This window comes from Nocardia carnea, from assembly GCF_029868325.1.
In the GTDB taxonomy this organism is placed as follows: Bacteria; Actinomycetota; Actinomycetes; order Mycobacteriales; family Mycobacteriaceae; genus Nocardia; species Nocardia carnea_C.
In genome coordinates, this window is the sequence record NZ_JARWNW010000257.1 from 1 (window position 1) to 21528 (window position 21528).

The following is a 21528-nucleotide window of genomic DNA, read 5'->3' on the forward strand; positions in this document are numbered from 1 at the left end:
CCCCCCCCGGGGGGGGGGGGCGGGGCCAGCCGGGCGTCGCTGCGCGACCACTGGATCAGCAGTGCCAGCATCACTACCACCAGCGGCACTTCGCCGCTGGCCCAGGCCAGACTGCCGCCGGTGCGCTGATCACCCAGCAGGTCGGAATGCCAGTCCAGACCGAGACTGCGGTAGAACCAGCCGCCGAGCACGGTGCTCATACCCATCAGCACCACGCCGAAGAACGCATGGAAGGGCAGCGATCCGAACACCATGGCGAGTTTCGTGAGCGGTTCCACCCGGCGCGGTTTCGGGTCGATGCCGATCACCACCCAGTAGAAGAGGTAGCCGCTGACCAGGAAATGCAGGTTCATCAACAGGTGGGCGGCATGCGAATCGACGAAGGTGTCGAATATCCCGCCCAGGTACAGGGCGTAGAAACCGGCCACGAACACCACGGAGGCCACGATGGGGTGGGTGAGGAATCGCGAGACCGGGTTGTGCATGGCCGCCAGGATCCACTCCCGCGCGCCCGGGGCCCCGTCCCGGCCGGCCGGTGGCAGCGCACGCAACGCGAGGGTCACCGCGCCGCCGAGTGCGAGCAGGATAGGAACCAACATGGACAGCGCCATATGCGCACCCATATGCACGCTGAACATCGCGGGGGCGTAGCGGCCGACACCGGACGAGGTCGTGAACAGCAGCACGGCGCACCCCAGCATCCAGGCCAGGGTCCGGCCGACCGGCCAGCTGTCGCCACGCGCCCGCAACCGCCGGACACCCAACAGATAGAGCACCGCCAGGACGATGGCGAGCGTGCCGAATATCAGGTCGAACCGCCAGTCGAACAGCAGCCGGGCGACAGTGGGCGGTCCGGCCAGCTCGTACCCGAGTTCCACTTCGATCGGGGTCGGCACGCTGGTCGGCGGCGGTGGCGGTGTCCGCCCCAGGCCGGCCGCCAGCCCCATGGTCGCCGCGAAGATCAGTGTTTCCACACCGGCGAACCGGACCAGCGCCAGCCGGTTCCCCGGTTCTGCGGCCAGCGCCGGCAGTGCCGAACGCCGCTGGAAGTACCCGATCACGCCGAGAACGATCAGGGCAGCGGCCTTGGCGAGGACCAGGCGCCCGTAGGTGCTGGTGAACAGCTCGTCCATCGGGACGCGGACCCACGAGTTCACAATCCCGCTCACCGCGAGCACCACGAAAGAAACAGCCGCCACGGGCGAGAACCGGCGGGCGGCGATACCGGTGTGGGTGCCGTCACGCAGGGCGTGCACGAGCAGCGCGACCAGGCCGCCCACCCAGACCGCCGCGGCGATCAAATGCAGGATCAGGCTGTTGGTGGCCACATCGTGCGCCCCGCCCGAGGAGGAATGGCCGGTGAGCGCCAGCGGCATCATCACCGCGACCGATCCGGCGAACAGAACCGGTGTCCATCCCCAGCGCAGCGCCAGCCGGCACGCGATGGCCAGCAACAGCGCGCCGACGGCAGTGATCCGCCATGTTCCGGCCAGTTCGATCTGGTCGATCACACCCCACAGTTCCTGCGGTGCCATGACCTCGGTCACCGGCCGGCCGGTGCTGTCGGAAACCGTCAGCGGTACCAGCAGCGCCGCGCAGACCGCCCAGGCGAACGCCAGGCCCGAGGCCCGCCGTACCGCGCGGTAGCCACCGGTATCGAGTAGTCCATTGCGCTGCGGCGGAACGAGGAAAGCGGCGAAGAGCAGAGCGCCCACGGTGAATGCGGCGAAGAGATCGGCGAGGGCACGGACCGCGGGCAGGCCATAGGTGGTGAGCGGGCCGGGGTCGGGGATTCCCAGCAGGCTGAGTGCCTGGGCCGCCGAGGCGCTCACCACCAGAATCGCGACCAATGCCGCCAGTGTCCCGGTGACCACCGTCAGCGCGCCCGTCACGGCCGGCGACCCGCCCGGCCGACCGGCCTCGGCGGCGGATTCGACGGCGGGGGCCTGGACTGACGACATAGCTTCGAGAGTAGTTCGGCGAGCTCCGGCGGGCCCGGCGGGGCCTTTTTCGGGCACGCCAAAACAAACGATCGGATCGATCGCTACACTTTTCGGCTGGACAGCGCGGCCGTTGTCCGCCATGGTGGAAACACTGCCTCCGTAGCTCAGTTGGATAGAGCAAGGGCCTTCTAATCCCTAGGTCGCAGGTTCGATTCCTGCCGGGGGCGCTCCACCCACCCGACTGAGCTGTTCGGGCCAGTCGGAGTGGGTGTACCCACTCGGGCGCCACACAAACACGTCAGATCGACCGTAGCGTCAGGTTTTCCGAGTGAATCCGGCCCACCGGCACGGAGCCTGCGGTCATGGTGCTGCCACCACTACAGCGGTGTCTCGACGGAGAATCCTTTTTCCCGAAGCCGCGGCAGACACACCGCACCGACCCGAGCTACTCGCCACGCACCGGCCCGGGCCCGGAAGCGAGGCGGAGCCCGAACAGCAGATCGGTGTTGCGAACATACTCCGGCTGTTCCTGCCCCCGAAGCAGTCCGGTCTGGCGAATCCAGCTCCGGTGCCAATGGTGCGATTCCGGTAGGGCGATCCCGCATCGCGCGGCGGTGTCGCGGAGCCGCCCACCGGCCGCACCGATGGCGCCGGCGAACAATTTCGGACTACCACCCGGATGGGTTTCCCGGTAGGCACACGCCTCCTGCACCAGGGCACGAGCCGCGGGCGGGATCACCCATACATACACATCAGCGGCCCGCGAGTAACCGATCGGCCCGGTGAAGACGAGTGCGTCGCCCGTCGATGCCACCCGTGGTACACAACCCAACTCCACCGTGGTGGCGCCCGTGAAGAGCATCGTCGCGAGGGCCGCGGCATCGACCGGGTCGGCAATCCGCTCCCGGATCCATTCGACGGTCGTGGTGTCGAGTCGGCGCGTGGTCATCCCGGTACCCACCGAGTAGTTGAGGTCGGGTGGCAACTCCAGGCGCATACCGTGCAGCAGGCAGGCCGCCTGGGCGCCGCGCAACCGGACCACCGTATGCCCCCGGCCGGGGCTGCCCGCGACGAAACTGCCGAGAAATCGATACAGCCCGAGGATGTCCAGCCATTCGTCGGTCCGCCCCACCCCACGGGCGGGCGGAAACCGCCGCGCCGCAGGACGCGGCCGCAGCACGGTCCGCATCCGTTCGGCCCAGGCCACCTCGTTGCGGCCGAACCAGATCGGGTCGGCCCGGCGGTCCAGGTCGTGGCGGCAGGGTTGACCGCTGCGCGCGGTGAACCACCGGCAGGTGGCTTCGAAACCCCGCGTGTATACGGCATCGACACGTGCGAATTCGGCCGGTGTCAGGCTCCGGTAGGCGTCGGCGCGGAAGGTGGCGACATCACTGTCGGGTATCCGCGCAAGAAGATCGTCGCCGGTGGTCAACGACACCCGGAGCCGAGGTCTGTGTCCCGCGTCGCGGTATCCCATCTGACGGGTGCCGGGCTCCGGCGCGCCATACCGCGGGGACCGGCGCACCGTAGGACCGGTGGTCTCGGTCACGGCACCAGCTTTCCGGATGGCCGGCTCGTCCTGCTACGACTCGTCTCTGCCATGCAGAACATTCGATCACCTACTTCGGCCATGAGCCAGCCGATCCGCCAGAACTCAACAGCACTTGACAGCTCAACCGATGAATCCACGCCCACATATTTGTCCTAGGGTGTCCGAATGGGTTTGCCTTCGCCTACCGCCGACAGCCGTGCCGTTGTGACCGGGGCCTCCTCCGGGATCGGAACCGCACTGGCGACCGAACTCGCCCGGCGTGGCTACTCGCTCATCCTGGTGGCACGCCGGGAGGAACTGCTCGGCGAACTCGCCGATCGGCTCACCCGGACACATGGCATCACCGCGGAGGTCCGCGCCGTCGATCTGGCCGACCGAGCGCAGCGCGCACCGCTGAGTGCGGAACTGTCCGAGCGCGATATCTCGATTCTGTGCAACAACGCCGGTATCGCGACCTTCGGGCCGATCACCGGCCTGGATCCGGATTACGAGCGCGCCCAGCTGGAGCTGAACGCGGTCGCGGTGCAGGATCTGACGCTGGCGGTGCTGCCCACCATGCTGGCCCGGCGCGCCGGCGGCATCCTGGTGAGCGGTTCGGCCGCCGGCAATATGCCCATCCCGAACAATGCCACCTACGCGGCGAGCAAGGCCTTCGCGAATACCTTCACCGAATCCCTGCGCGGCGAGCTGAAAGGCACCGGGGTGCACGTCACACTCCTGGCCCCCGGCCCGGTCCGTACCGAAACCCCCGATCCCGCCGACGCTTCGCTGGTCGACCGGATGGTCCCGGATTTTCTCTGGGTTTCTTCCGAGTACACCGCACGGGTTTCGATCGACGGGCTCGCCCGCAACAAAACCCGGGTGGTTCCGGGGCTGATCGGCAAAGGAATGAGCACCGCCGGCAACTACGGTCCGCGTGCGTTCACCGCTCCTGTCGCGGGCGCCTTCTACAAGAAGCTCGGCGGGTGACGAACCCACCTGCCCGAAGTCGTTCACAGATCGTGACCACCGCGATTGCACCGCACGGACAGCCGGGCTGATTAGGGTAGGACGAGTGTCCGACAAATTAGTGGTGTGGATGGATTGTGAGATGACCGGTCTCGACCTGGTCAACGACAAGCTCATCGAGGTAGCCGCCCTCGTAACCGATAGCGAACTGAACGTCCTCGGTGACGGTGTGGATATCGTGATCCACGCCGATGACGCGGCGCTTGCCGCCATGCCGCAAGTGGTTGCCGATATGCACGCCCGCTCCGGTCTCACCGAGGAGGTCCGCAAATCCAGCGTGACCCTCGCCGAGGCCGAGCAGCAGGTGCTCGACTACATCAAGCAGTACGCCCCTACCGCGGGTGTGGTTCCGCTGGCCGGTAATTCCATCGCCACCGACCGCGGCTTCCTCGCCCGGGATATGCCGCTGCTCGACCAGCACCTGCATTATCGGATGATCGATGTGAGCTCCATCAAGGAACTGTGCCGGCGCTGGTATCCGCGGATCTACTTCGGCCAGCCGGAGAAAGGCCTGACCCATCGCGCGCTGGCCGATATCCGGGAATCGCTTCGGGAACTCGAGTACTACCGGCGCACGGTGTTCGTCCCCGCGCCGGGACCGTCGACGGCGGAGATCACCGCCATTGCCGCGGAGGTCAGCGCACGGTCGGCGGAGGAGATCGCGGCCGCCGCCGAGGAGTCGATATAGGCCCAGGTCACCGCCACACCGGAAACCGATTGGCTAACAGCGGGGTGAACGCGCTAGTATCTAGGCCGCCGGTGCAAAACCGGCAATGGTGAGTGTAGTTCAGTTGGTAGAGCACCAGGTTGTGATCCTGGCTGTCGCGGGTTCGAGTCCCGTCACTCACCCTGAAAGCCCGAGGGCCCCTGGCCCTCGGGCTTTTTCTTTTCCGGTGAGTTCCGGTCAGACGGCGGGTTTGGTCGTATCGACCACCGGCGGCGCCTGCTCACGGGCCCCCTGATCCAGCCGGAACGGCGGATATTCGTCGCGCAGGAGTGAGGTGTAGATCTGCACCCGCAGCATCCACCGGTTGACACCCATCACGAAGTCGAACAGCCCCCGGGAGTACCGGGCGGCGAAGAGCAGGCCGACGAGCGCGACCAGGGTCAGCACGCCGATCAGCGGAAGACCGGCCGCACTGGCCATAACGTCCGCATCATCGGCCACCACCCAGGCCGCACCGGTCATCGCGCCGATGATCAGGTAGTGCGGGATGGCCAGCAGCCACCACTTCACCAGCACCAGGCCCCGATGCAGAGTCGGCGGATAGTCGACGTCCAGGTCCGCCGGGTAGTTGTCGTCGGCAGACAGGGCGAACGGCGGGTACTTGTCCGTTCCGGCCGGAGTCCAGGCGTAGAAACTCACCCGCCACGACCAGCGGATCACACCGACGCTGTAGTCGAACAGCGCCCGCGGATACCGGCCGGTGATCAGGATCGCGAAGAACGCGATCACCGTCACGACGGCATAACCGATATGCAGGAAGAACAGAACTATGTAATGCGGTATGGCGAGGATCCATTTGACGATCCACATCCAGCGCGACAGCGCGGGATCGAGGTCGCCGCGGATACGTACCGGATAACCGGCGGGAGCAGACATAGTGATCGGGCTCCTTCGAGAGTGCTGGCCCGGCCGGCCGGATTTCAGCGCGGCCGTACCTCAATTGTGAGGTACAACACACCGTTTCGCGATGAACACGACACAAAGACACGCCATCGAGATCAACTCGTGAAGAAGTCCGCGAAGCACCCGCAGGATTCGCTCACTACCGGGCGGGCGCGTCGAGCCCTTCCAGTGCGGCCAGCCGGGGCAGAGCGCCGGGGTAGTTCTCGTTGAGCCAGCCGATCAATTCCTCGCGTACCGCGCAGCGCAGCGACCATACGGCGTCGGGATCGCGGGCCGTCATCGATGCCCGGACCTCGATACCGGTCGGCGTGCTGTCGGTGACCAGCAGGTTCCAGCTGCGACCGTCCCAATCCGGGTGATCGCTCAGATATTCGTAGAGATGCGCGCGCAGTTCGGCCACCGGCGTGCTGTGGTCCAGATGCAGGAAAACCGTCCCGGTCATCTCGTTCCCGCCCTTGGACCAGTTCTCGTACGGTTTGCTGTTGAAATACGAGACCGGCATGGTGAGCCGGCGGTCGTCCCAGATCCGCACGGTCAGGAAGGACAGCGTGATCTCCTCGACGGTGCCCATCTCGCCCTCGACCACGACCGTATCGCCGATCTTCACCGAATCGCCGAAGGCGATCTGCAGCCCTGCCATCAGATTGCTCAGCGTGGACTGGGCGGCCACACCGGCGATGATGCCGATGATGCCGGCCGAGGCCAGCAGCGAGGTACCCAGAACCCGCAGTTCCGGGAACAGCACCAGCATGGCGATCGCGGCGGTGGCGATGGCCAGGACCGTGCTGGCGATCCGCCGGATCAGGGTGAACTGGGTGTTGAGCTGGCGTACCCGGCGGGGATCGCGCGCGCGGCGCGAATAGGTATTGAGCAGGCCGTCGGCGATGGCGTCGGCGATTCGTACCACCAGCCATACCGCCGACATGGTGACCATCGTGGCCAGGACACTGAGGATCACCGTGTCCTGCCGCAGGTTCAGGTCCGCCAAGGGGTAGGTCATCCGCAGCGCGGCGAAACCGAGGAACAGTTGCAGCGGCAGTTGCACCCGGCGCAGCAGGCCGGGGATCGGGGTCTTCGGATGGCGGGCGGACCAGTACCGTAGCCCGCGGTCGATGGCCCAGCCGATCGCGATCGTCACGGCCAGCGTGCCCCCTAGCACGATCAACAGCCGTAATACGTTCTCCACAGCGTCCAACTCCTTGCCCATCGCCTACGTTATCGAACCCCGGGACAAGGCTACAGTTCGGTAACGACGATGCACCAACAGTCACGGGAAGCCCACCGGATTCCGTACGGAATGCGACCGGCGCCACTTCCCGGCACATACCCGCCGCACTGCCTCTCATGCGTCGGTGAGGGACGGGCACCGCCCGTGTTACTCCGGGGTTCGCCCTTCGGCCGAGTACAGCCGGACCTCGCCGCCCTCCCCCAGGAATGCGTTGACCAGCATCACCCGCTCGGCACGCAGAACGTCGGCGTCGGGTGCGTCGGTGGTGATGGATATCTGCGGGATCGCGGCCCAGTTCACCACGTAGCGCTCCGGGGGCCCGGCGTCGTCGGACAACCGCGCGAGCCGGAAGACCGATACCGTCTTCCGTTCCATGAGGCCCCGCACCACCTCGGCGATCCGCTCGGGATCCTCCAGCGCGAACAGGAATCCGAAGGTCAGCTCCGGGGAGGACACATAGGCGGGCACGAGACCAGAGGTTAGCTCATGGGTAACCGCCCGGTGTGAATTATCCCACCGGGCGGTTTCCGGTCCTGATCAGAAGTGCTTACCGGGACGGTCGGGGTCCGCGATCTCGGCGTCCACCACATCGGCATCCACCACATCGGCAGCCGGCGGTGTCACCGTGGGTTTCGTCTCGAATGTTGCCGGACCGCCGGTTTCCTCCCCGCGCTCGGTGGAGTCCCGCCCGGAGTCGGTGGCCGAATCGCGGCGGGCCGCGGCGGCGGCTTCGTTCATCTCGATCGCATCGGTGATCCACTCACCGATCTCCCGGGTCACCTCGGCGACGGTGCCGGTGATGATCCCCGCGATATTGCCGACCCGGCGCGCGCCCGAGGAGGTGAGTTCCTGGATCAGATCCTTGTTGGCCTCGAATTTGCCGATCATCACACGCCCGCTCCGGTTGGACTCTGCTGACGCATCACGATAACACCGGGCTCTTCGCGTTTCCGCAGTACAGCGGGCAGGAAGCGGGCGAACCTGGACCGCTGGACCTGCGGCGGCAGGGCCAGCTGGAAGATCTTGGCCCACACCGAACCGATCTGCTTACCGAGCGGTCCGGTGTTGTAGGGCAGGCCGAATTTCTCGCACAGCGCCCGCACCTCCGGCGCGATCTCCGGATACCGGTTGGCCGGCAGATCCGGGAACAGATGGTGCTCGATCTGGTGCGACAGGTTGCCGGACATGATGTGGAACAGCGGGCTGCCGGTGATATTTGCCGAGCCGAGCATCTGCCGGACGTACCATTCGCCGCGAGTCTCCTCGGCGGTCTCCTCCTCGGTGAAGCTCTGCACACCCGACGGGAAATGCCCGCAGAAGATGATCGAGTACGCCCAGAGGTTGCGCACCAGGTTGGCGGTCACGTTGCCGGCCAGGGTGGACAGGAACAGCGGCCCGGACAGCAGCGGGAACGCCACATAGTCCTTGAGCACCTGCCGCCCCGACTTACGCAACTGACCCTTGATCAGCGGTTTGAGTTCCGCCCAGGTGCGTTTGCCCTTGACGATGTTGTCGGCCTCGAGGTCGTGCAGCATCACGCCCCATTCGAAGAACACCATCAGCAGGAATGCGTACAGCGGATTGCCCAGGTAGTACGGGTGCCAATCCTGACCCTCGTCGATCCGCAGCACGCCGTAGCCGATATCCCGGTCGCGCCCGTGGATATTGGTGTACGTGTGGTGCATGTAGTTGTGCGAATGCTTCCACTGGTCGGCCGGGCAGACCGTATCCCATTCGAACACGCGCGAATTGAGGTTCGGCTCACGCATCCAGTCGAACTGGCCGTGCATCACGTTGTGGCCGATCTCCATATTGTCCAGGATCTTCGACACGCTCAGCGCGGCGACGCCCGCCAGCCAGAACGGCGGCAGGAAACCCAGGTACATCAGCCCGCGCCCGGCGATTTCGAAACCGCGCTGCGCCTTGATGATGTTGTAGATGTATTCGCGGTCGCGCTCGCCCAGATCGGCCACGAGACGGTCGCGCAATGCGTCGAGCGTCCGGCCGATTTCCTCGACTTGATCGGGCGAGAGGACCAGCGGTCCGTCCTTGGTCTCGGTGAGGATGGTCATGCTGTTCTCCCCTTCGGTTCGGATATCGGATTCCGGGTGCACGCGGAATCAGATGTCGATGTCCACGTCGCCGACGGCGGCCTGGACGCAGAGTTGGATCGGCTGGTCGGGATCGGTTTCCAGGTCGCCGGTGCGCAGATTGCGGGTGCAGCCGCTGCGCCGCACGGAGGTGCAGGAGAAGCAGATCCCCATCCGGCAGCCGTACTCCGGGCTGAGCCCGGCCGCTTCGGCCTGCTCGAGCAGAGTTGCCCCCGCGTTCTCGGAAGTAACTCCGCTGGCGGAGAAGGTGGTGGCCCCGTGCACCTCGGCCGTATCCACCGGGATCGCCGGCGCGACGAACTCCTCGGTGTGCAGTCGTTCACTGAGCCCTTCGGCGGTGAAGATCTCGCGCACCGATTCCATCAGCGGCGGCGGGCCGCACAGGAAGGTGTGCGCCTCGGCGAACCACGGCGCCACCCGGACGAGTTCGTCGTGATCGAATCCACGACCGTCGCGCTCCGGGTACCGCAGTTCCACGGAGATATTCGGATGAGCGGCAGCGAGTGCGGCGAGCTCGTCCCGATGCGGTATCAGCTCCGGCGACCGCGCGTAGTGCAGGAACACCACCTCGCCCGAGTAGTCCTCGTCGGTGAGCGTGCGCAGCATCGACAGCACGGGGGTGATGCCACTGCCGCCGCTGATCAACAGCACTCGGTCCGGCCGCCGCGGCGGTAGATGGAACACCCCGGAGGCCGGTTCGAGGTCCAGGACCATGCCCGGCTGGGCGTGTTCGTGCAGGTGGCGGGATACGAGGCCGTGCGGGTGCACCCGGATGGTGAGGTCGAGCCGGCGGCGCCGATCATGCTGGGAGTTCACCGGCGAATAGCAGCGGGTATGCCGCACACCGTCGATCACCACCCCCAGCTGCACGAACTGGCCGGACAGCAGGCCGTCCCACTGCCGGGTCGGGCGCAGGCTCAGCGACAGCGTGCCCGGTACCGACCGGTCGACGCCGACGATCCGGGCCCGCATATCGCGGACGGTGAGCGTCGGGCGCACCAGTTCCAGGTACCGGTCCACCGGGTGCGGGGTGGTCAGGGTCTGTACCAGGTCGAGGAGGGCCATCGGAGTTCTCCGTCCCTGTCTGTCGGTCGCGTCACGAAACTTCGATCGGTTTCGGTGCACGAATGTACACTCAACTAGTGTGCCGGATACCCCAACGGAACTGTCAACCAGGAATCGGTGTGACGCGGACGACAAGACGGAGAAGATCGAATGGTGAACGTCTGTATGCTCACTGAAATGACCGATCAGGGAGCGAGCCGTGTCGAGCGCAAGGAACGCACCCGGCAGGCCCTGCTCGACGGCACTCTCGCGCTCGCCGCCGAGCGCGGTTTCGGCGCGTTGAGCCTGCGCGAGATCGCCCGCTCGGCCGGTATCGTGCCGACCGCCTTCTACCGGCATTTCGCCTCGCTCGAAGACCTCGGCGCCACCCTCGTCGACGAAGGTGTGCAGGCCTTGCGGCTGGCGCTGCGCCGGCTGCGCCGGACACCGGATGCGCGGCTGTCGGAAACCGTGCGCTTCGTCTTCGGTGAGGTCGCCGCCAAACGGGAACTGTTCGGTTTCCTGATCCGGGAGCAGCGCGGCGGCAGCGCACCCCTGCGTACGGCGATCGCACTCGAACTACACCTGATCGTGCGCGAACTCGTGGCCGATCTGTCCCGGGTGCCGGCCTTGGACTCCTGGCCCCCGGACGATCTGGAGGTCGCGGCCGACCTGCTGGTCGCGACCGTGACCGACGGTATCGCCGACTACGTATCCGCCGCGCCACGCGAACAACAGCCGATCATCGAGCGCACGATCGCACAGGTCCGGCTCATCGCCCTCGGTATGGGCGTCTGGAAACCCTGACCGCGCGGCCCTACCCGGTCACTGCGGGCGCGGTGCGCTCTCGTTCGGGCGCCGCAACCAGCAGGACCGCGACAAGCCCGGCGCCGAGCACCACCAGCAACCCGGCGATACCCGCCCGGTCCGCGTCGAAGGCCCAGACGAACAGGCCGAACAGGGTCGGCGACAGGAACGAGGCCGCCCGGCCCGTGGTGGTGTAGAGCCCGAACAGCTGACCTTCCCGCCCCGGCGGTGTCAGCCGGGTCAGGAACGAACGCGCGGAAGCCTGCGCGGGGCCGACGAACAAAGTCAGCGCCAGGCCGAAGATCCAGAACATGGCGGCGCCGGAGACCAGCAGCAGCGCGATACCGCACACCACCGTGCCCGCCAGGGAGACCACGATCACCCGTTTCGGCCCGGCCGAATCGTCGAACCGGCCGGCGACGATCGCCCCCAGGGCGGCGACAACGTTCGCACCGATACCGAACAGCAGCACATCGGAATCACTGATCCCGTACACCTGCACGGCCAGCACCGCCCCGAAGGCGAAGACGCCGGCCAGCCCGTCCCGGAAAACCGCGCTGGCGAGCAGGAACCAGATCACGCGGCGGTCCAGAGCCCAGAGTTCGCGCAGATCGCGCCACAGCACCCGATACGAGCCGAAGAATCCCGCCGTGGCCGCCCCTGGGTCGGCGCCGGTGCGGGGCACCTCCGGGACCGCGAAGAACACCGGTAGCGCGAATACCGCGAACCAGACCGCGGCCACGACCACCACCAGCCGGATGTTCAGCCCATCATCGGTGCCGATCCCCAGCAGGCCACGTTCGTCGCCGTCGCCGGAGATGAACCCGAAGTAGCAGATCAGCAGCAGGACGATGCCACCGAAGTACCCCATTGCCCAGCCGAAACCGGAAACCCGGCCGACGGTCTCCGGCGTCGACACCTGGCGCAGCATGGCGTTGTAGGGCACGGTCGAAAGCTCGAAGAAGACGTGGCCCAGCGCCAGCAGCACCAACCCCAGCCATAGGTAGTGATATTCGTCACGAACCAAGGACATGGTGGCCATCAGGCCGACCACGACCGCGGTCATGATCGCCAGGGAACGTTTGCGATTCGCGGTCGCGTCGAAACGCTGCCCGATGACCGGTGCGGTCAGTGCGACCAACAGGCCGGCGATCCCGAGGGCCCAGCCCAGCCATGCGCTGGCGGAAATATCGCCTGGCAGATCATCGCCCACGCTGTCGGTGAGATAGACGGCGAAAACGAAGGTGGCGATCACGGCATTGAAGGCGGCCGATCCCCAGTCCCACAGCCCCCATGCGACCACCCTTGCCCGCCCTACCGGGGCCTCCACGGTGCTCATACTGCTGCTGCCGGGCATACGGGCCGGAAACCGGCGTGGTCACGCTCCGCTACCGTCACCGGGCCGGGCTCACTCATGCTGAGCACAGTAATGGATACCGGCGAACCGGACCCGGGCTCCGAGTGGCGGACGTCCGGCCACCTTCCGGGATCGAAGGTGATGCAAATCAGTTACGCCCGGCGCGGTGTCCTTGTGGCGGATTACACACCGGCGTTGTATCGGTACGCACGTTTGTCGACGGCGAACAGCGGTGAGGCGGTGATGGATTTGGCTGATCGCGGGAAGTACATCCGGGACACCGGCGAGAGGACGCAGGGCCGCTCGCAAGGAAGATCGACGGAATGCGGCCGGCAGTCGGCGCAGTCGACGCGAGCTGGGACTTTGCCCGAATACTGGGGAAGGTCGAACTCGAGGTCCGGAAATTGCGGAGATGGTGCGCCATCAGGGACTCGAACCCCGAACCCGCTGATTAAGAGTCAGCTGCTCTGCCAATTGAGCTAATGGCGCGTGCCCCGTCGTGCGGTGCGGGACAGACATTAACAGGCCCAGGCCGCAGAAGTGAAATCGATACCGGGTCGGCCCGGTGTGAGCCGGACGACGCCGTAACAAACGGCAGGCCGAACCCTATGTGTAGGTGGGCCACCGGAGCCGGAAGCGATGCTCGACGGTTGGGATCACTTCGGCACGGCTGGCAGAATGTTGGGCGTGGTCTCGACCGATCCCGCCGCTGCGGTGGGTCGAGGTGAGCAGGTAATCGGTCGGATCCGAAGCCATCGGCGCGTAGCGGGTGTGCCGGGACTTGAAACGGGGTTGATATGCGTATAGGTGGTCGGCGCAGGCCGATCGGTTGGGTTTTCGGACCGATGGTCCTGGTCGCCTTGTTGGCGATGGTGTTGACCGGGTGTTCCTCGTCGGAAGCGTCGGAGGGCACGGTAGCCATCGACCGTAACCCCATCACCGAACTCATCAAGCCCAAGCTGGTCGCTCCTGTCAAGGACGGCGATATCGGCGTTTCCCCGGCGGACCCGATGAAGTTCGAGATCACCGACGGTCTGTTCACCGAGGTGACTCTGCTCAATCCGGAGAACCAGCCGGTGGCCGGAAAGCTTTCGGAGGACGGCCGCAGCTGGGCGACCACCGAAGCCCTCGGCTACAGCAAGACCTACCGTCTGCAGGCCAGGTCCATCGGCCTCGGCGGCGAAGCCACCACCGGGATGAGCTTCACCACCACGGCCCCCGGCAATGTCACCAAGCCGTACCTGACCCCCGGCGAGGGCGAGGTCGTCGGAGTCGGCCAGCCCGTGGCGATCCAGTTCGACGAGAACATCCCCGACCGCAAGGCCGCGCAGGATGCCATCACGATCAAGACCGAACCGCCGGTGGAGGGTGCCTTCTACTGGGTGAACAACCGCGAGGTCCGGTGGCGGCCCGAACATTTCTGGGCACCCGGCACCCGGGTGAACATCGATGTGAACGTCTACGGCAAGGATCTCGGCAACGGCCTGTACGGCCAGAACGATATCCACTCGCATTTCGTGGTGGGTGATGCGGTGATCTTCACCGCCGACGACAACACCAAGATGGTGACGGTGGAGCGCAACGGCCAGGTCATCCGCACGATGCCGACCTCGATGGGTAAGGCCGACACCCCTACCGACAACGGCATCTACATCATCGCCGACAAGCACGCAGAGATGGTGATGGATTCCTCCACCTATGGGGTCGCGGTGAACTCGCCCGACGGCTACCGCACCGATGTGGAGTGGGCCACTCGGATGTCCTACAGCGGGATCTTCTTCCATTCGGCGCCGTGGTCGCTGGGCGCCCAGGGCAATACGAACACCAGTCACGGGTGTCTGAACCTGAGCCCGGCCGATGCCCAATGGGTGTTCAACAACGCCAAACGCGGCGATCTCGCGATCGTGAAGAACACCGTGGGCGGCACCCTGTCCGGGGTGGACGGTCTGGGCGATTGGAACATCCCGTGGCCGGAGTGGAAGGCCGGCAACGCCGAGATGTGATAGCTCGGGCGCCGGGTGGGTAGCGAGGTGTGCCCCGCAAAGCCGTCGCCCGTACATCTACCGCAGCGTCGAGGCGCCGGTCCCCAGGGCCGGCGCCTCGGGCATTTCAGCGGGCGGGTTCGTACAGGCGCCGCACGATGTCCTCGATATCGGGTTCTTCGATGGACAGATCGCGGACCTCGGCGCGGGCCGATACCTCGGCCAGTAGCTGAGCGGCGGTGGTGGCGTCGGCGTCGAAGGCGAGTCGCTGCCGCATTCCGCCGGCTTCGCAGCCGAGCAACTGCACCCCGGGCAGATCGCCGAGCGGCGGCGCGGGCATCGTGAGGTCTACGGTCAGAACCCGCTGCGCACCCACCATCGCGCCCAGGCCGGGCAGTGATCCGTCGTAGGCGAGCCGGCCGTGGTCCACCACCAGTACGCGATCGCACAGCCGCTCGATATCCCCCATATCGTGCGTGGTGAGCAGCAGTGTGGTGCCACGTTCCAGCCGTTCGGCCCGGAGGAATTCGCGAAGCCGCTGTTTGGACAGGACATCCAGGCCGATGGTCGGCTCATCGAGAACGATCAGTTCCGGGGAGTGCAACAGCGCCGCCGCGACCTCGGCGCGCATCCGCTGGCCCAGCGACAACTGCCGGACGGGGGTATCGAGGGTATCCCCCATTTCCAGTTGGCCGACCAGTTCCGCGGTACGCGCCCGGCCGGCCATGGGATCCAAGCGGTGGATGGCGGCCAGGATCGTGAACGATTCGCGCAGCGGCAGGTCCCACCACAGCTGCGAACGTTGCCCGAACACCACGCCGATCCGGCCGGCCAGTTCCCGGCGCCGCCGGATCGGTTCCAGCCCACAGGTGCGCACCGTGCCGGCAGTGGGCACGAGAATGCCTGCGAGCATCTTGATGGTGGTTGATTTTCCGGCTCCGTTGGCGCCGATATAACCGACCGCGGCGCCCCGTTCGACCCGGAAGCTCATCGCGTCCACCGCCGTGACGACCTCGCGCCTGGGCCGCCGCCACTTACCGTCGCGCCGGTACCGGACGAACTCCCGCGTCAGCCCCTCGACTTCGATGATCGAATCCGCCCCGGCCATCACCGATCTCCCATCTCATCCACCGCCGCTCTGATAGTGCCGAGTACCCAGTCGCCACATCACCGCCGCCAGCAGCCAGGCCCAGCCCGCCGCCAGCGGTACGCACCAGGCGAGCCAGGACGGCAATCCGGCCGGTCCCGGTAACCCCAATACGGCCAGCGTCGGGAAGTAGGCGGTGAACGCGACCGGTATCGCGACGCAGAACAGGATGCGCAGTGGAGTGGGGAATACCGAGGCGGGCTGGGTCGCCGCGAAGGATCCGCCGTAGGTGAAGCTGTTGGTCAGCTCCGCGCCGTCGATCAGGAAGAACTGGCAGCCCGCCGCCACCACGAACAGGCCCGCGAAGAGGAGTGCGCCGCTGACGACGGTCAGCACAAGCAGCACCACCGTGCCCACGGACCATTCGATATCGTTACGCACCAACCCGGCTGCCAGGACGACCAGTGCGACACCGCCCCGCGCCAGCCGGCGCAGCGAGAAATCACTGGTGATCAGCTGTAGCAGCACCGGTTGCGGGCGCAGATGATAGATATCGAGCATCCCGAGCCGGATCAGCGCAGGCAGCTTGTCCAGGTGACCACAGACGAGCTGAGCCGAGGCGAACGCGAGATTACTCAGGCCGAACAGCAGCAGTGCGGCATCCATATCCAGGCCACCGAGCACCTTTGCCTGCCGGAAGATCAGCCAGACCTCCGCGAATTCCACGAGACCCAGTAGCGTCGCCGCCAGGATTTCGCCGGCGAAGGACAGCCGGTACGAACGCTGCGCCCGGATCCGCGAATTCAGCACCGCGGCGTACGGCGCCCAGCGGGAACCGGCAGGGCCGGGCCGTGGTGTGGCCGGCAGTGCAGTCTCAACCACCTTGGACCTCCAGCTTCTGCCGCCCCGCCGTCAGCAGTACACACCCCAGCGCACCCACTGCCAGCAGCCAGAAGATCTGCGTTCCGACCACCTGCACCGCAGCCCAGCCGATAACTCGCCCGGACAGCACATCCACCGGTACCTGCAGCATGGAAGGGAACGGCGTCGCGTTGGCGAATGTTTTCAACCAGTCCGGGAAGACGTGCACCGGAACGAACAGGCCCGCGAGAAAGGGCCCGCAGGTCTGGTAGAGGGTTCGGATACCGCGGGTTTCCACCACCCAGAAACCCGCTGTGGTCAGGGCGAACAGGGCCAGGCAGGAAATCGCGATACCCAGCAGGAGGCTGAGCGCGCCGAGTAGATAGGACACCGGCGTACCGGGCAACACCAGACCGAAGGTGAGCGACCCGATGAGCAGGCTCGGCACCAGGCGCGGTATCAGGGCGCAGATACCGCGGCCGAGATCGGTGGCGAGATTGCTCAGCTGGACATCGACGGGCCGCAGGAAATCGACGACGATATCCCCGGAGCGGATCCGCTCGCCGAGTTCGTGTTCCGCGGACAGGAACTGCAGGGCACCGAGCAGTCCCTGCGAGATCCAGACGTAGGCGCCGATGCTACCGGCGTCGTATCCGGCGAACCCACCCGTCGCGCCGACGGCCGCGACCATTACCGAGGCGCGCACGAATCCGAAGACCGAATTGGTGAACAGTCCGGCGAACATCGCCAGTTTGTAGTGCCATTGCCGGCGGAACCCGGCCACGAGCAGACGCCAGTAGACGGTCGCATATCCCGGGAGGTCGGCCACGGCCCCGAGCACTCTCACCCCACCTCGTCCGGACACAAGGACGAGACCTTACCGCGCAGCCCCTTTCGGGAAAAGGCAATTTCGCGCTCCGATTCGGCGGCGACCCGCGGGACACACCTAGAGCACGGCGGCCAGGCGCGTCCCCTGGTCGATGGCGCGTTTGGCATCCAGCTCGGCGGCCAGCTGCGCCCCGCCGATCACATGCACGGTGATCCCGGCGGCGGTGAGTTCGGATTCGAGGTCGCGTACCGATTCCTGGCCCGCGCAGACGATCACATTGTCGACCCGGATCACCCGGGGCCGCGCTCGCTGCGGCCCGAAGCTGATATGCACGCCGTCGTCGTCGATCCGCTCGTAGTTGACCCCGCCGATCTGCTGCACTCCTTTGGCTTTCAGCGCCGCCCGGTGCACCCAGCCGGTCGTCTTACCGAGCCCTTTGCCGAACGGTGTGTCCTTACGCTGCAGCAGGACGACCTCGCGTGCCGCCGGACCCGGCCGCGCGGCACGTAATTGACCGCGCAGCTGCTCGTCGTCGGCGTCGACCCCCCACTCCTGTTTCCATTCGTCCGGTTTCAGCGTGGGATGGCCTTCCACGGTGAGGTACTCGCTCACATCGAATCCGATTCCGCCGGCGCCGATCACGGCAACCCGCGCCCCGACGGGTTTCTGCTCACGAACCAGTTCCGCGTACGACAGGACCATCGGATGATCGATTCCCGGGATATCGGGAACCCGGGGCCGTACCCCCGTGGCCAGGATCACCTCGTCGTACCCGCCGGTGCGCAGCGCGGCGGCGGTGACCTGCGTGTTCAGGTGCACCCGCACTCCGGTCACCTCCAGTCTGCGGGTGAAATAGCGAATGGATTCGTCGAATTCTTCCTTGCCGGGGATACGCCGGGCGATATCGAACTGTCCCCCGATCCGGTCCAGCGCTTCGAACAACTCGACCCGGTGCCCGCGCTCGGCCAGGTTCACCGCGGCGGACAGGCCCGCCGGCCCGGCACCCACCACCGCGATATGTTTCGCGCGCCGGGTGGGCGCCAGCACCAGTTCGGTTTCATGACCGGCGCGCGGGTTGAGCAGACAGGACACCGTCTTGCGCTGGAAAGCGTGATCGAGACAGGCCTGGTTGCAGGCGATACAGGTATTGATCTCGTCGTCCCGGCCCGCGGCCGCCTTGTTCGCCCATTCCGGATCGGCCAGCAGCGGCCGGGCCATGGAGATCAGCTGGGCATCGCCGCGGGTGAGGATCTCCTCGGCGATTTCCGGCATATTGATCCGGTTCGACGCACACACCGGAATATCCACCGCCGCGGTGATCTTGGCGGTGAATTCGACGAACGCCGCCCGCGGCACCGAGGTGACGATGGTCGGCACCCGCGCCTCGTGCCAGCCGATATCGGTGTTGAGCACGCTGACGCCCGCCGCCTCGAGTTCCCGTGCCAGCTCGACGATTTCGGTGAAACTCTGGCCGTTCTCGACGAGTTCTGCCATCGACAACCGGAAGATGATCAGGAAATCCGGGCCGACGGCGGCACGGGTCCGGCGCACGATCTCGACCGCCAGCCGGCGACGATTCTCCGCCGACCCGCCCCAGCGATCGGTGCGGTGGTTGGTCCGCGGTGCGAGGAACTGGTTGATGAAATAGCCCTCACCGCCCATGATTTCGACGCCGTCGTAGCCGGCGAAGCGAGCCAGTTCGGCGCAGCGCACATAATCGTCGATGGTGCGCTGGACTCCGCGGTCCGAGAGCGCGCGCGGACGGAACGGGTTGATCGGCGCCTTGATCGAGGAGGCGGAGACACTGCCCGGTACATAGGCGTAGCGGCCCGCGTGCAGGATCTGCAGTGCGATCTTCGCGCCGGCGTCGTGCACGGCGCGGGTGATGGTGCGGTGCCGATAGGCCTCGGTGCGGCTGGTCAGCTTCGCGCCGAACGGCAGCAGCCATCCGGTGCGATTCGGGGCGTAGCCGCCGGTGATGATCAGCCCGACCCCGCCGCGCGCGCGTTCGGCGAAGTAGGCGGCCAGGCGGTTCACATCCCAGGCTCGGTCCTCCAGGCCGGTATGCATCGACCCCATGACCACCCTGTTCCGCAGTGTGGTGCCGCCCAGCTGGAGCGGGCTGAACAACTGCGGGTAACTCGTCGTCGAGTCCATCGCGGGCTCTCTTTCCGATATCCGTCCGGGCCCCGGCGCGGGCGCGGGGCCTGCCGGACCTCATCACACCATTGCGTATGCGGCGATACCACCCCCGGCAGCCCACCTGAGCGACGAACGGCGGCTACACCTGCGCGGATGCCGGTTCGGCACCCGAGCCGATCCTGCGGGTTTCCATCACGAGACCGTCACGAGAAGCTGAATCGAGGGTGTACCGGCAAAAGTTTTGTGTCGTGCACCACAGGAGGTTTAAAGACATTTCCCCAGGTCGAGGCGATACCGGAACGCGTTCATTTCACCATTCAAGATCGGGCTCAATTTTTTCTCAGGCTCCGTTCACCTGCTGTTCACCTACCGTGACCATTCTGAGATCCGGTCGGAAACGACCTGAGGTTCGACTGCTCCGCGAGATTGTGAACGCCGGGTTGGAAACAACCGGCCGGACCAGCCCGGCACAGCGCCGTAGATGAATACCGAACACGGTATGGCGACGGCCGAACCCGAACCACTCTACTCCACCGGGAGGTGGAGATCCGCCGGCGCGGCGGCCCGGGAAACCACCCGGCACCGCGGATGCGCCTTCCGGACCCGAACCGGCCTGTGTTCGGTGTCACACAACAAAACCCGACAACAGCACAGTCATGTTTTTCCGGTCGCGACCCACCGGTCGCCGCCGAAGATCCGTGCTGCCCGAACCGGGCCGGATCCCGACCGATCAAGGACCGAATCCGCTCATGTACAACCACCGTTTCTCCAGCCTGCGCCGTCGCACCAAACGCGAAGCGATGGGCTTTGTGCTCGCCACCGCCGGCGTCGTCGCCGTCACCGCCTCCTCCGCGGTCTCCATGGCCGACAACAGCGCGCCCACCAAGGTCGCGATGGTCGCCGAGCAGAAACCGGCCGTGACCGAAGCCGCCGCAGCAGCCCCTGCACCGCAGGTGGAGCCTGTTGCCGCCGCCGCACCGGCCCCGGCCCCGGCGCCCGCACCTGCCCCGGCGCCCGCACCGGCCCCGGCACCTGCCCCCGCGCCGGCACCCGCCCCGGTCTACCCCAACAACCTCGACGGCTGGATCCGCCAGGCCCTGGACATCATGCACGCGAACGGCATCCCGGGCAGCTACGAAGGCATCCAGCGCAACATCCTGCGCGAATCCTCGGGCAACCCCGGCGCCATCAACCTCTGGGACTCGAACGCCATCGCAGGCATCCCCTCCAAGGGCCTGCTCCAGGTGATCGACCCCACCTTCGCCGCGTACCACGTACCCGGCACCCCGTTCGACGTCTGGAACCCGGTCTCGAACATCGTGGCGGCCTGCAACTACGCCGCCCACAAATACGGCTCGATGGACAACGTCAACAGCGCTTATTAATTTGGCGCCGACTCCGTCGGCGCGGGTTTCGGCCCCCTTGGTCCCTGCTGAAACCTTTCAGGGCCTCGCTGAACTCGGCTGCGCCGTTGGTTGCGTCGGGGTTTCGGGGAGCGGCCTTGCTCAACTCGGCGCCGCTGGGGTTGCGCTGGGGTTCGGAGTGAGGCCTTGTCGAACGCGGCACCGCCGTTGGTTGCGCTGGGGTTCCGGGAAGGGCCTTGTTGAAGGCGGGACCACTGTCGCTTACGACGGGGCGGTCGCCGGGGGGCACAACTACAGCTTGGTCATCTGTGTGGGCACATCGTGGACGCAACGGCGCGTACCACTGTCCGCGAGTGTGGCCAGGGGGAACCCCACAATGGCGTGGGTGCGCGGGGTGGTGTGTTAAAACCGCACCCCGCCCTGGAGTACCCCCCGGGGCCCCCCCCTGCAGTGCCGGGCCCCATTTAACGTTTTTTTTGGCGCATAAGCGCCATACCCCGCCGCCCACGCGGCCGCTATGGTCGGGCACCACTATCGCGTGGACGACTACTACGAGGTCGGCCGCGAGAAGGTCCGCGAGTAC

The 21528-nt window shown here is 66.4% G+C and carries 18 protein-coding genes, 3 tRNA genes and 1 pseudogene; 8 read left to right on the forward strand and 14 right to left on the reverse strand.

Annotation, left to right across the window (positions count from 1 at the left end; all coding sequences use genetic code 11):
• The coding region (locus QH196_RS23220; RefSeq protein WP_280417936.1) for a cytochrome c oxidase assembly protein at nucleotides 1-1961 on the reverse strand (1961 nt) is incomplete at its 3' end.
• Nucleotides 1962-2096: 135 nt separating this feature from the next.
• On the opposite strand from QH196_RS23220, the gene QH196_RS23225 reads away from it, so the two are divergent.
• Nucleotides 2097-2170: transfer RNA gene (locus QH196_RS23225), tRNA-Arg, on the forward strand.
• Between the two features lie 218 nt (nucleotides 2171-2388).
• Here the strand turns inward: QH196_RS23225 and QH196_RS23230 are convergent.
• Nucleotides 2389-3492: a hypothetical protein gene (locus tag QH196_RS23230; RefSeq protein ID WP_280417937.1), complete on the reverse strand. Its 1104-nt coding sequence runs from the start codon at nucleotides 3490-3492 to the stop codon at nucleotides 2389-2391.
• Between the two features lie 168 nt (nucleotides 3493-3660).
• Between QH196_RS23230 and cmrA the strand changes: the two genes are divergently transcribed.
• The 3 genes from cmrA to QH196_RS23245 all read left to right on the forward strand — a co-directional run bounded on the left by cmrA (nucleotide 3661) and on the right by QH196_RS23245 (nucleotide 5352).
• Complete coding sequence (cmrA, locus tag QH196_RS23235) at nucleotides 3661-4464, forward strand: mycolate reductase (protein ID WP_280417938.1); 804 nt, start codon at nucleotides 3661-3663, stop codon at nucleotides 4462-4464.
• 85 nt (nucleotides 4465-4549) lie between these two features.
• The gene (orn, locus tag QH196_RS23240) at nucleotides 4550-5191 is read left to right on the forward strand and encodes an oligoribonuclease (protein ID WP_280417939.1); all 642 of its coding nucleotides are present in this window, start codon (nucleotides 4550-4552) and stop codon (nucleotides 5189-5191) included.
• Nucleotides 5192-5279: 88 nt separating this feature from the next.
• Nucleotides 5280-5352, forward strand: a tRNA-His gene (locus tag QH196_RS23245).
• Nucleotides 5353-5407: 55 nt separating this feature from the next.
• Here the strand turns inward: QH196_RS23245 and QH196_RS23250 are convergent.
• The 6 genes from QH196_RS23250 to QH196_RS23275 form a co-directional block, all read right to left on the reverse strand.
• Nucleotides 5408-6106 (reverse strand): DUF4389 domain-containing protein, encoded by a 699-nt coding sequence (locus QH196_RS23250; RefSeq protein ID WP_280417940.1) that lies wholly within the window; start codon nucleotides 6104-6106, stop codon nucleotides 5408-5410.
• Between the two features lie 166 nt (nucleotides 6107-6272).
• On the reverse strand, nucleotides 6273-7340 hold the full coding sequence (locus tag QH196_RS23255; protein ID WP_280417941.1) for a mechanosensitive ion channel family protein: 1068 nt from the start codon (nucleotides 7338-7340) through the stop codon (nucleotides 6273-6275).
• 168 nt (nucleotides 7341-7508) lie between these two features.
• Complete coding sequence (locus QH196_RS23260; protein ID WP_033246015.1) at nucleotides 7509-7829, reverse strand: hypothetical protein; 321 nt, start codon at nucleotides 7827-7829, stop codon at nucleotides 7509-7511.
• Between the two features lie 69 nt (nucleotides 7830-7898).
• Nucleotides 7899-8249, reverse strand: coding sequence for a hypothetical protein (locus QH196_RS23265; protein ID WP_280417942.1), 351 nt, complete (start codon nucleotides 8247-8249; stop codon nucleotides 7899-7901).
• Nucleotides 8249-9433: a fatty acid desaturase family protein gene (locus tag QH196_RS23270; RefSeq protein ID WP_280417943.1), complete on the reverse strand. Its 1185-nt coding sequence runs from the start codon at nucleotides 9431-9433 to the stop codon at nucleotides 8249-8251. The genes QH196_RS23265 and QH196_RS23270 overlap by 1 nt, the downstream gene beginning before the upstream one ends.
• Before the next feature lie 48 nt (nucleotides 9434-9481).
• Entirely contained in the window at nucleotides 9482-10537 is a 1056-nt protein-coding gene (locus QH196_RS23275) for a ferredoxin reductase (RefSeq protein WP_280417944.1), read from the reverse strand.
• Between the two features lie 177 nt (nucleotides 10538-10714).
• Here QH196_RS23275 and QH196_RS23280 point away from each other — a divergent pair, with 177 nt between their 5' ends.
• The gene (locus tag QH196_RS23280; protein WP_280417945.1) at nucleotides 10715-11323 is read left to right on the forward strand and encodes a TetR family transcriptional regulator; all 609 of its coding nucleotides are present in this window, start codon (nucleotides 10715-10717) and stop codon (nucleotides 11321-11323) included.
• Between the two features lie 10 nt (nucleotides 11324-11333).
• On the opposite strand, the gene QH196_RS23285 is transcribed toward QH196_RS23280, so the two are convergent.
• Nucleotides 11334-12662 (reverse strand): MFS transporter, encoded by a 1329-nt coding sequence (locus QH196_RS23285; RefSeq protein ID WP_280417946.1) that lies wholly within the window; start codon nucleotides 12660-12662, stop codon nucleotides 11334-11336.
• A 431-nt stretch (nucleotides 12663-13093) separates the two neighbouring features.
• Nucleotides 13094-13169, reverse strand: a tRNA-Lys gene (locus QH196_RS23290).
• 356 nt (nucleotides 13170-13525) lie between these two features.
• Here QH196_RS23290 and QH196_RS23295 point away from each other — a divergent pair.
• The gene (locus tag QH196_RS23295) at nucleotides 13526-14683 is read left to right on the forward strand and encodes a L,D-transpeptidase (RefSeq protein WP_432279545.1); all 1158 of its coding nucleotides are present in this window, start codon (nucleotides 13526-13528) and stop codon (nucleotides 14681-14683) included.
• A gap of 106 nt (nucleotides 14684-14789) precedes the next feature.
• On the opposite strand, the gene QH196_RS23300 is transcribed toward QH196_RS23295, so the two are convergent.
• The 4 genes from QH196_RS23300 to QH196_RS23315 form a co-directional block, all read right to left on the reverse strand.
• Nucleotides 14790-15770, reverse strand: a complete 981-nt coding sequence (locus QH196_RS23300) for an ABC transporter ATP-binding protein (RefSeq protein ID WP_280417948.1) — start codon at nucleotides 15768-15770, stop codon at nucleotides 14790-14792.
• Between the two features lie 15 nt (nucleotides 15771-15785).
• Complete coding sequence (locus QH196_RS23305; RefSeq protein WP_280417949.1) at nucleotides 15786-16631, reverse strand: ABC transporter permease; 846 nt, start codon at nucleotides 16629-16631, stop codon at nucleotides 15786-15788.
• On the reverse strand, nucleotides 16624-17451 hold the full coding sequence (locus QH196_RS23310; RefSeq protein ID WP_280417950.1) for an ABC transporter permease: 828 nt from the start codon (nucleotides 17449-17451) through the stop codon (nucleotides 16624-16626). Before QH196_RS23310 ends, QH196_RS23305 begins: the two co-directional genes overlap by 8 nt.
• Before the next feature lie 105 nt (nucleotides 17452-17556).
• Nucleotides 17557-19596 carry an NADPH-dependent 2,4-dienoyl-CoA reductase gene (locus tag QH196_RS23315; protein WP_280417951.1) on the reverse strand — a complete coding sequence of 680 codons (2040 nt, stop codon included), beginning with the start codon at nucleotides 19594-19596 and terminating at the stop codon, nucleotides 17557-17559.
• Nucleotides 19597-20330: 734 nt separating this feature from the next.
• On the opposite strand from QH196_RS23315, the gene QH196_RS23320 reads away from it, so the two are divergent.
• Both QH196_RS23320 and QH196_RS32385 read left to right on the forward strand, forming a co-directional pair.
• Nucleotides 20331-20966, forward strand: a complete 636-nt coding sequence (locus QH196_RS23320) for a transglycosylase SLT domain-containing protein (protein ID WP_280417952.1) — start codon at nucleotides 20331-20333, stop codon at nucleotides 20964-20966.
• Nucleotides 20967-21462: 496 nt separating this feature from the next.
• A pseudogene (locus tag QH196_RS32385) lies at nucleotides 21463-21528 on the forward strand (acyl dehydratase); the annotation flags it as partial.

Excerpts from the sequence above, each read along its gene's own strand:
- QH196_RS23315 (WP_280417951.1), bottom strand. The coding sequence starts at position 19,596 with ATGGACTCGACGACGAGTTACCCGCAGTTGTTCAGCCCGCTCCAGCTG.
- QH196_RS23295 (WP_432279545.1), top strand. The coding sequence starts at position 13,526 with ATGGTCCTGGTCGCCTTGTTGGCGATGGTGTTGACCGGGTGTTCCTCG.
- QH196_RS23275 (WP_280417944.1), bottom strand. The coding sequence starts at position 10,537 with ATGGCCCTCCTCGACCTGGTACAGACCCTGACCACCCCGCACCCGGTG.
- cmrA (WP_280417938.1), top strand. The coding sequence starts at position 3,661 with ATGGGTTTGCCTTCGCCTACCGCCGACAGCCGTGCCGTTGTGACCGGG.
- QH196_RS23265 (WP_280417942.1), bottom strand. The coding sequence starts at position 8,249 with ATGATCGGCAAATTCGAGGCCAACAAGGATCTGATCCAGGAACTCACC.
- QH196_RS23300 (WP_280417948.1), bottom strand. The coding sequence starts at position 15,770 with ATGGCCGGGGCGGATTCGATCATCGAAGTCGAGGGGCTGACGCGGGAG.
- QH196_RS23285 (WP_280417946.1), bottom strand. The coding sequence starts at position 12,662 with ATGAGCACCGTGGAGGCCCCGGTAGGGCGGGCAAGGGTGGTCGCATGG.
- QH196_RS23255 (WP_280417941.1), bottom strand. The coding sequence starts at position 7,340 with ATGGGCAAGGAGTTGGACGCTGTGGAGAACGTATTACGGCTGTTGATC.
- QH196_RS23270 (WP_280417943.1), bottom strand. The coding sequence starts at position 9,433 with ATGACCATCCTCACCGAGACCAAGGACGGACCGCTGGTCCTCTCGCCC.
- QH196_RS23280 (WP_280417945.1), top strand. The coding sequence starts at position 10,715 with ATGACCGATCAGGGAGCGAGCCGTGTCGAGCGCAAGGAACGCACCCGG.
- QH196_RS23320 (WP_280417952.1), top strand. The coding sequence starts at position 20,331 with ATGTACAACCACCGTTTCTCCAGCCTGCGCCGTCGCACCAAACGCGAA.
- QH196_RS23250 (WP_280417940.1), bottom strand. The coding sequence starts at position 6,106 with ATGTCTGCTCCCGCCGGTTATCCGGTACGTATCCGCGGCGACCTCGAT.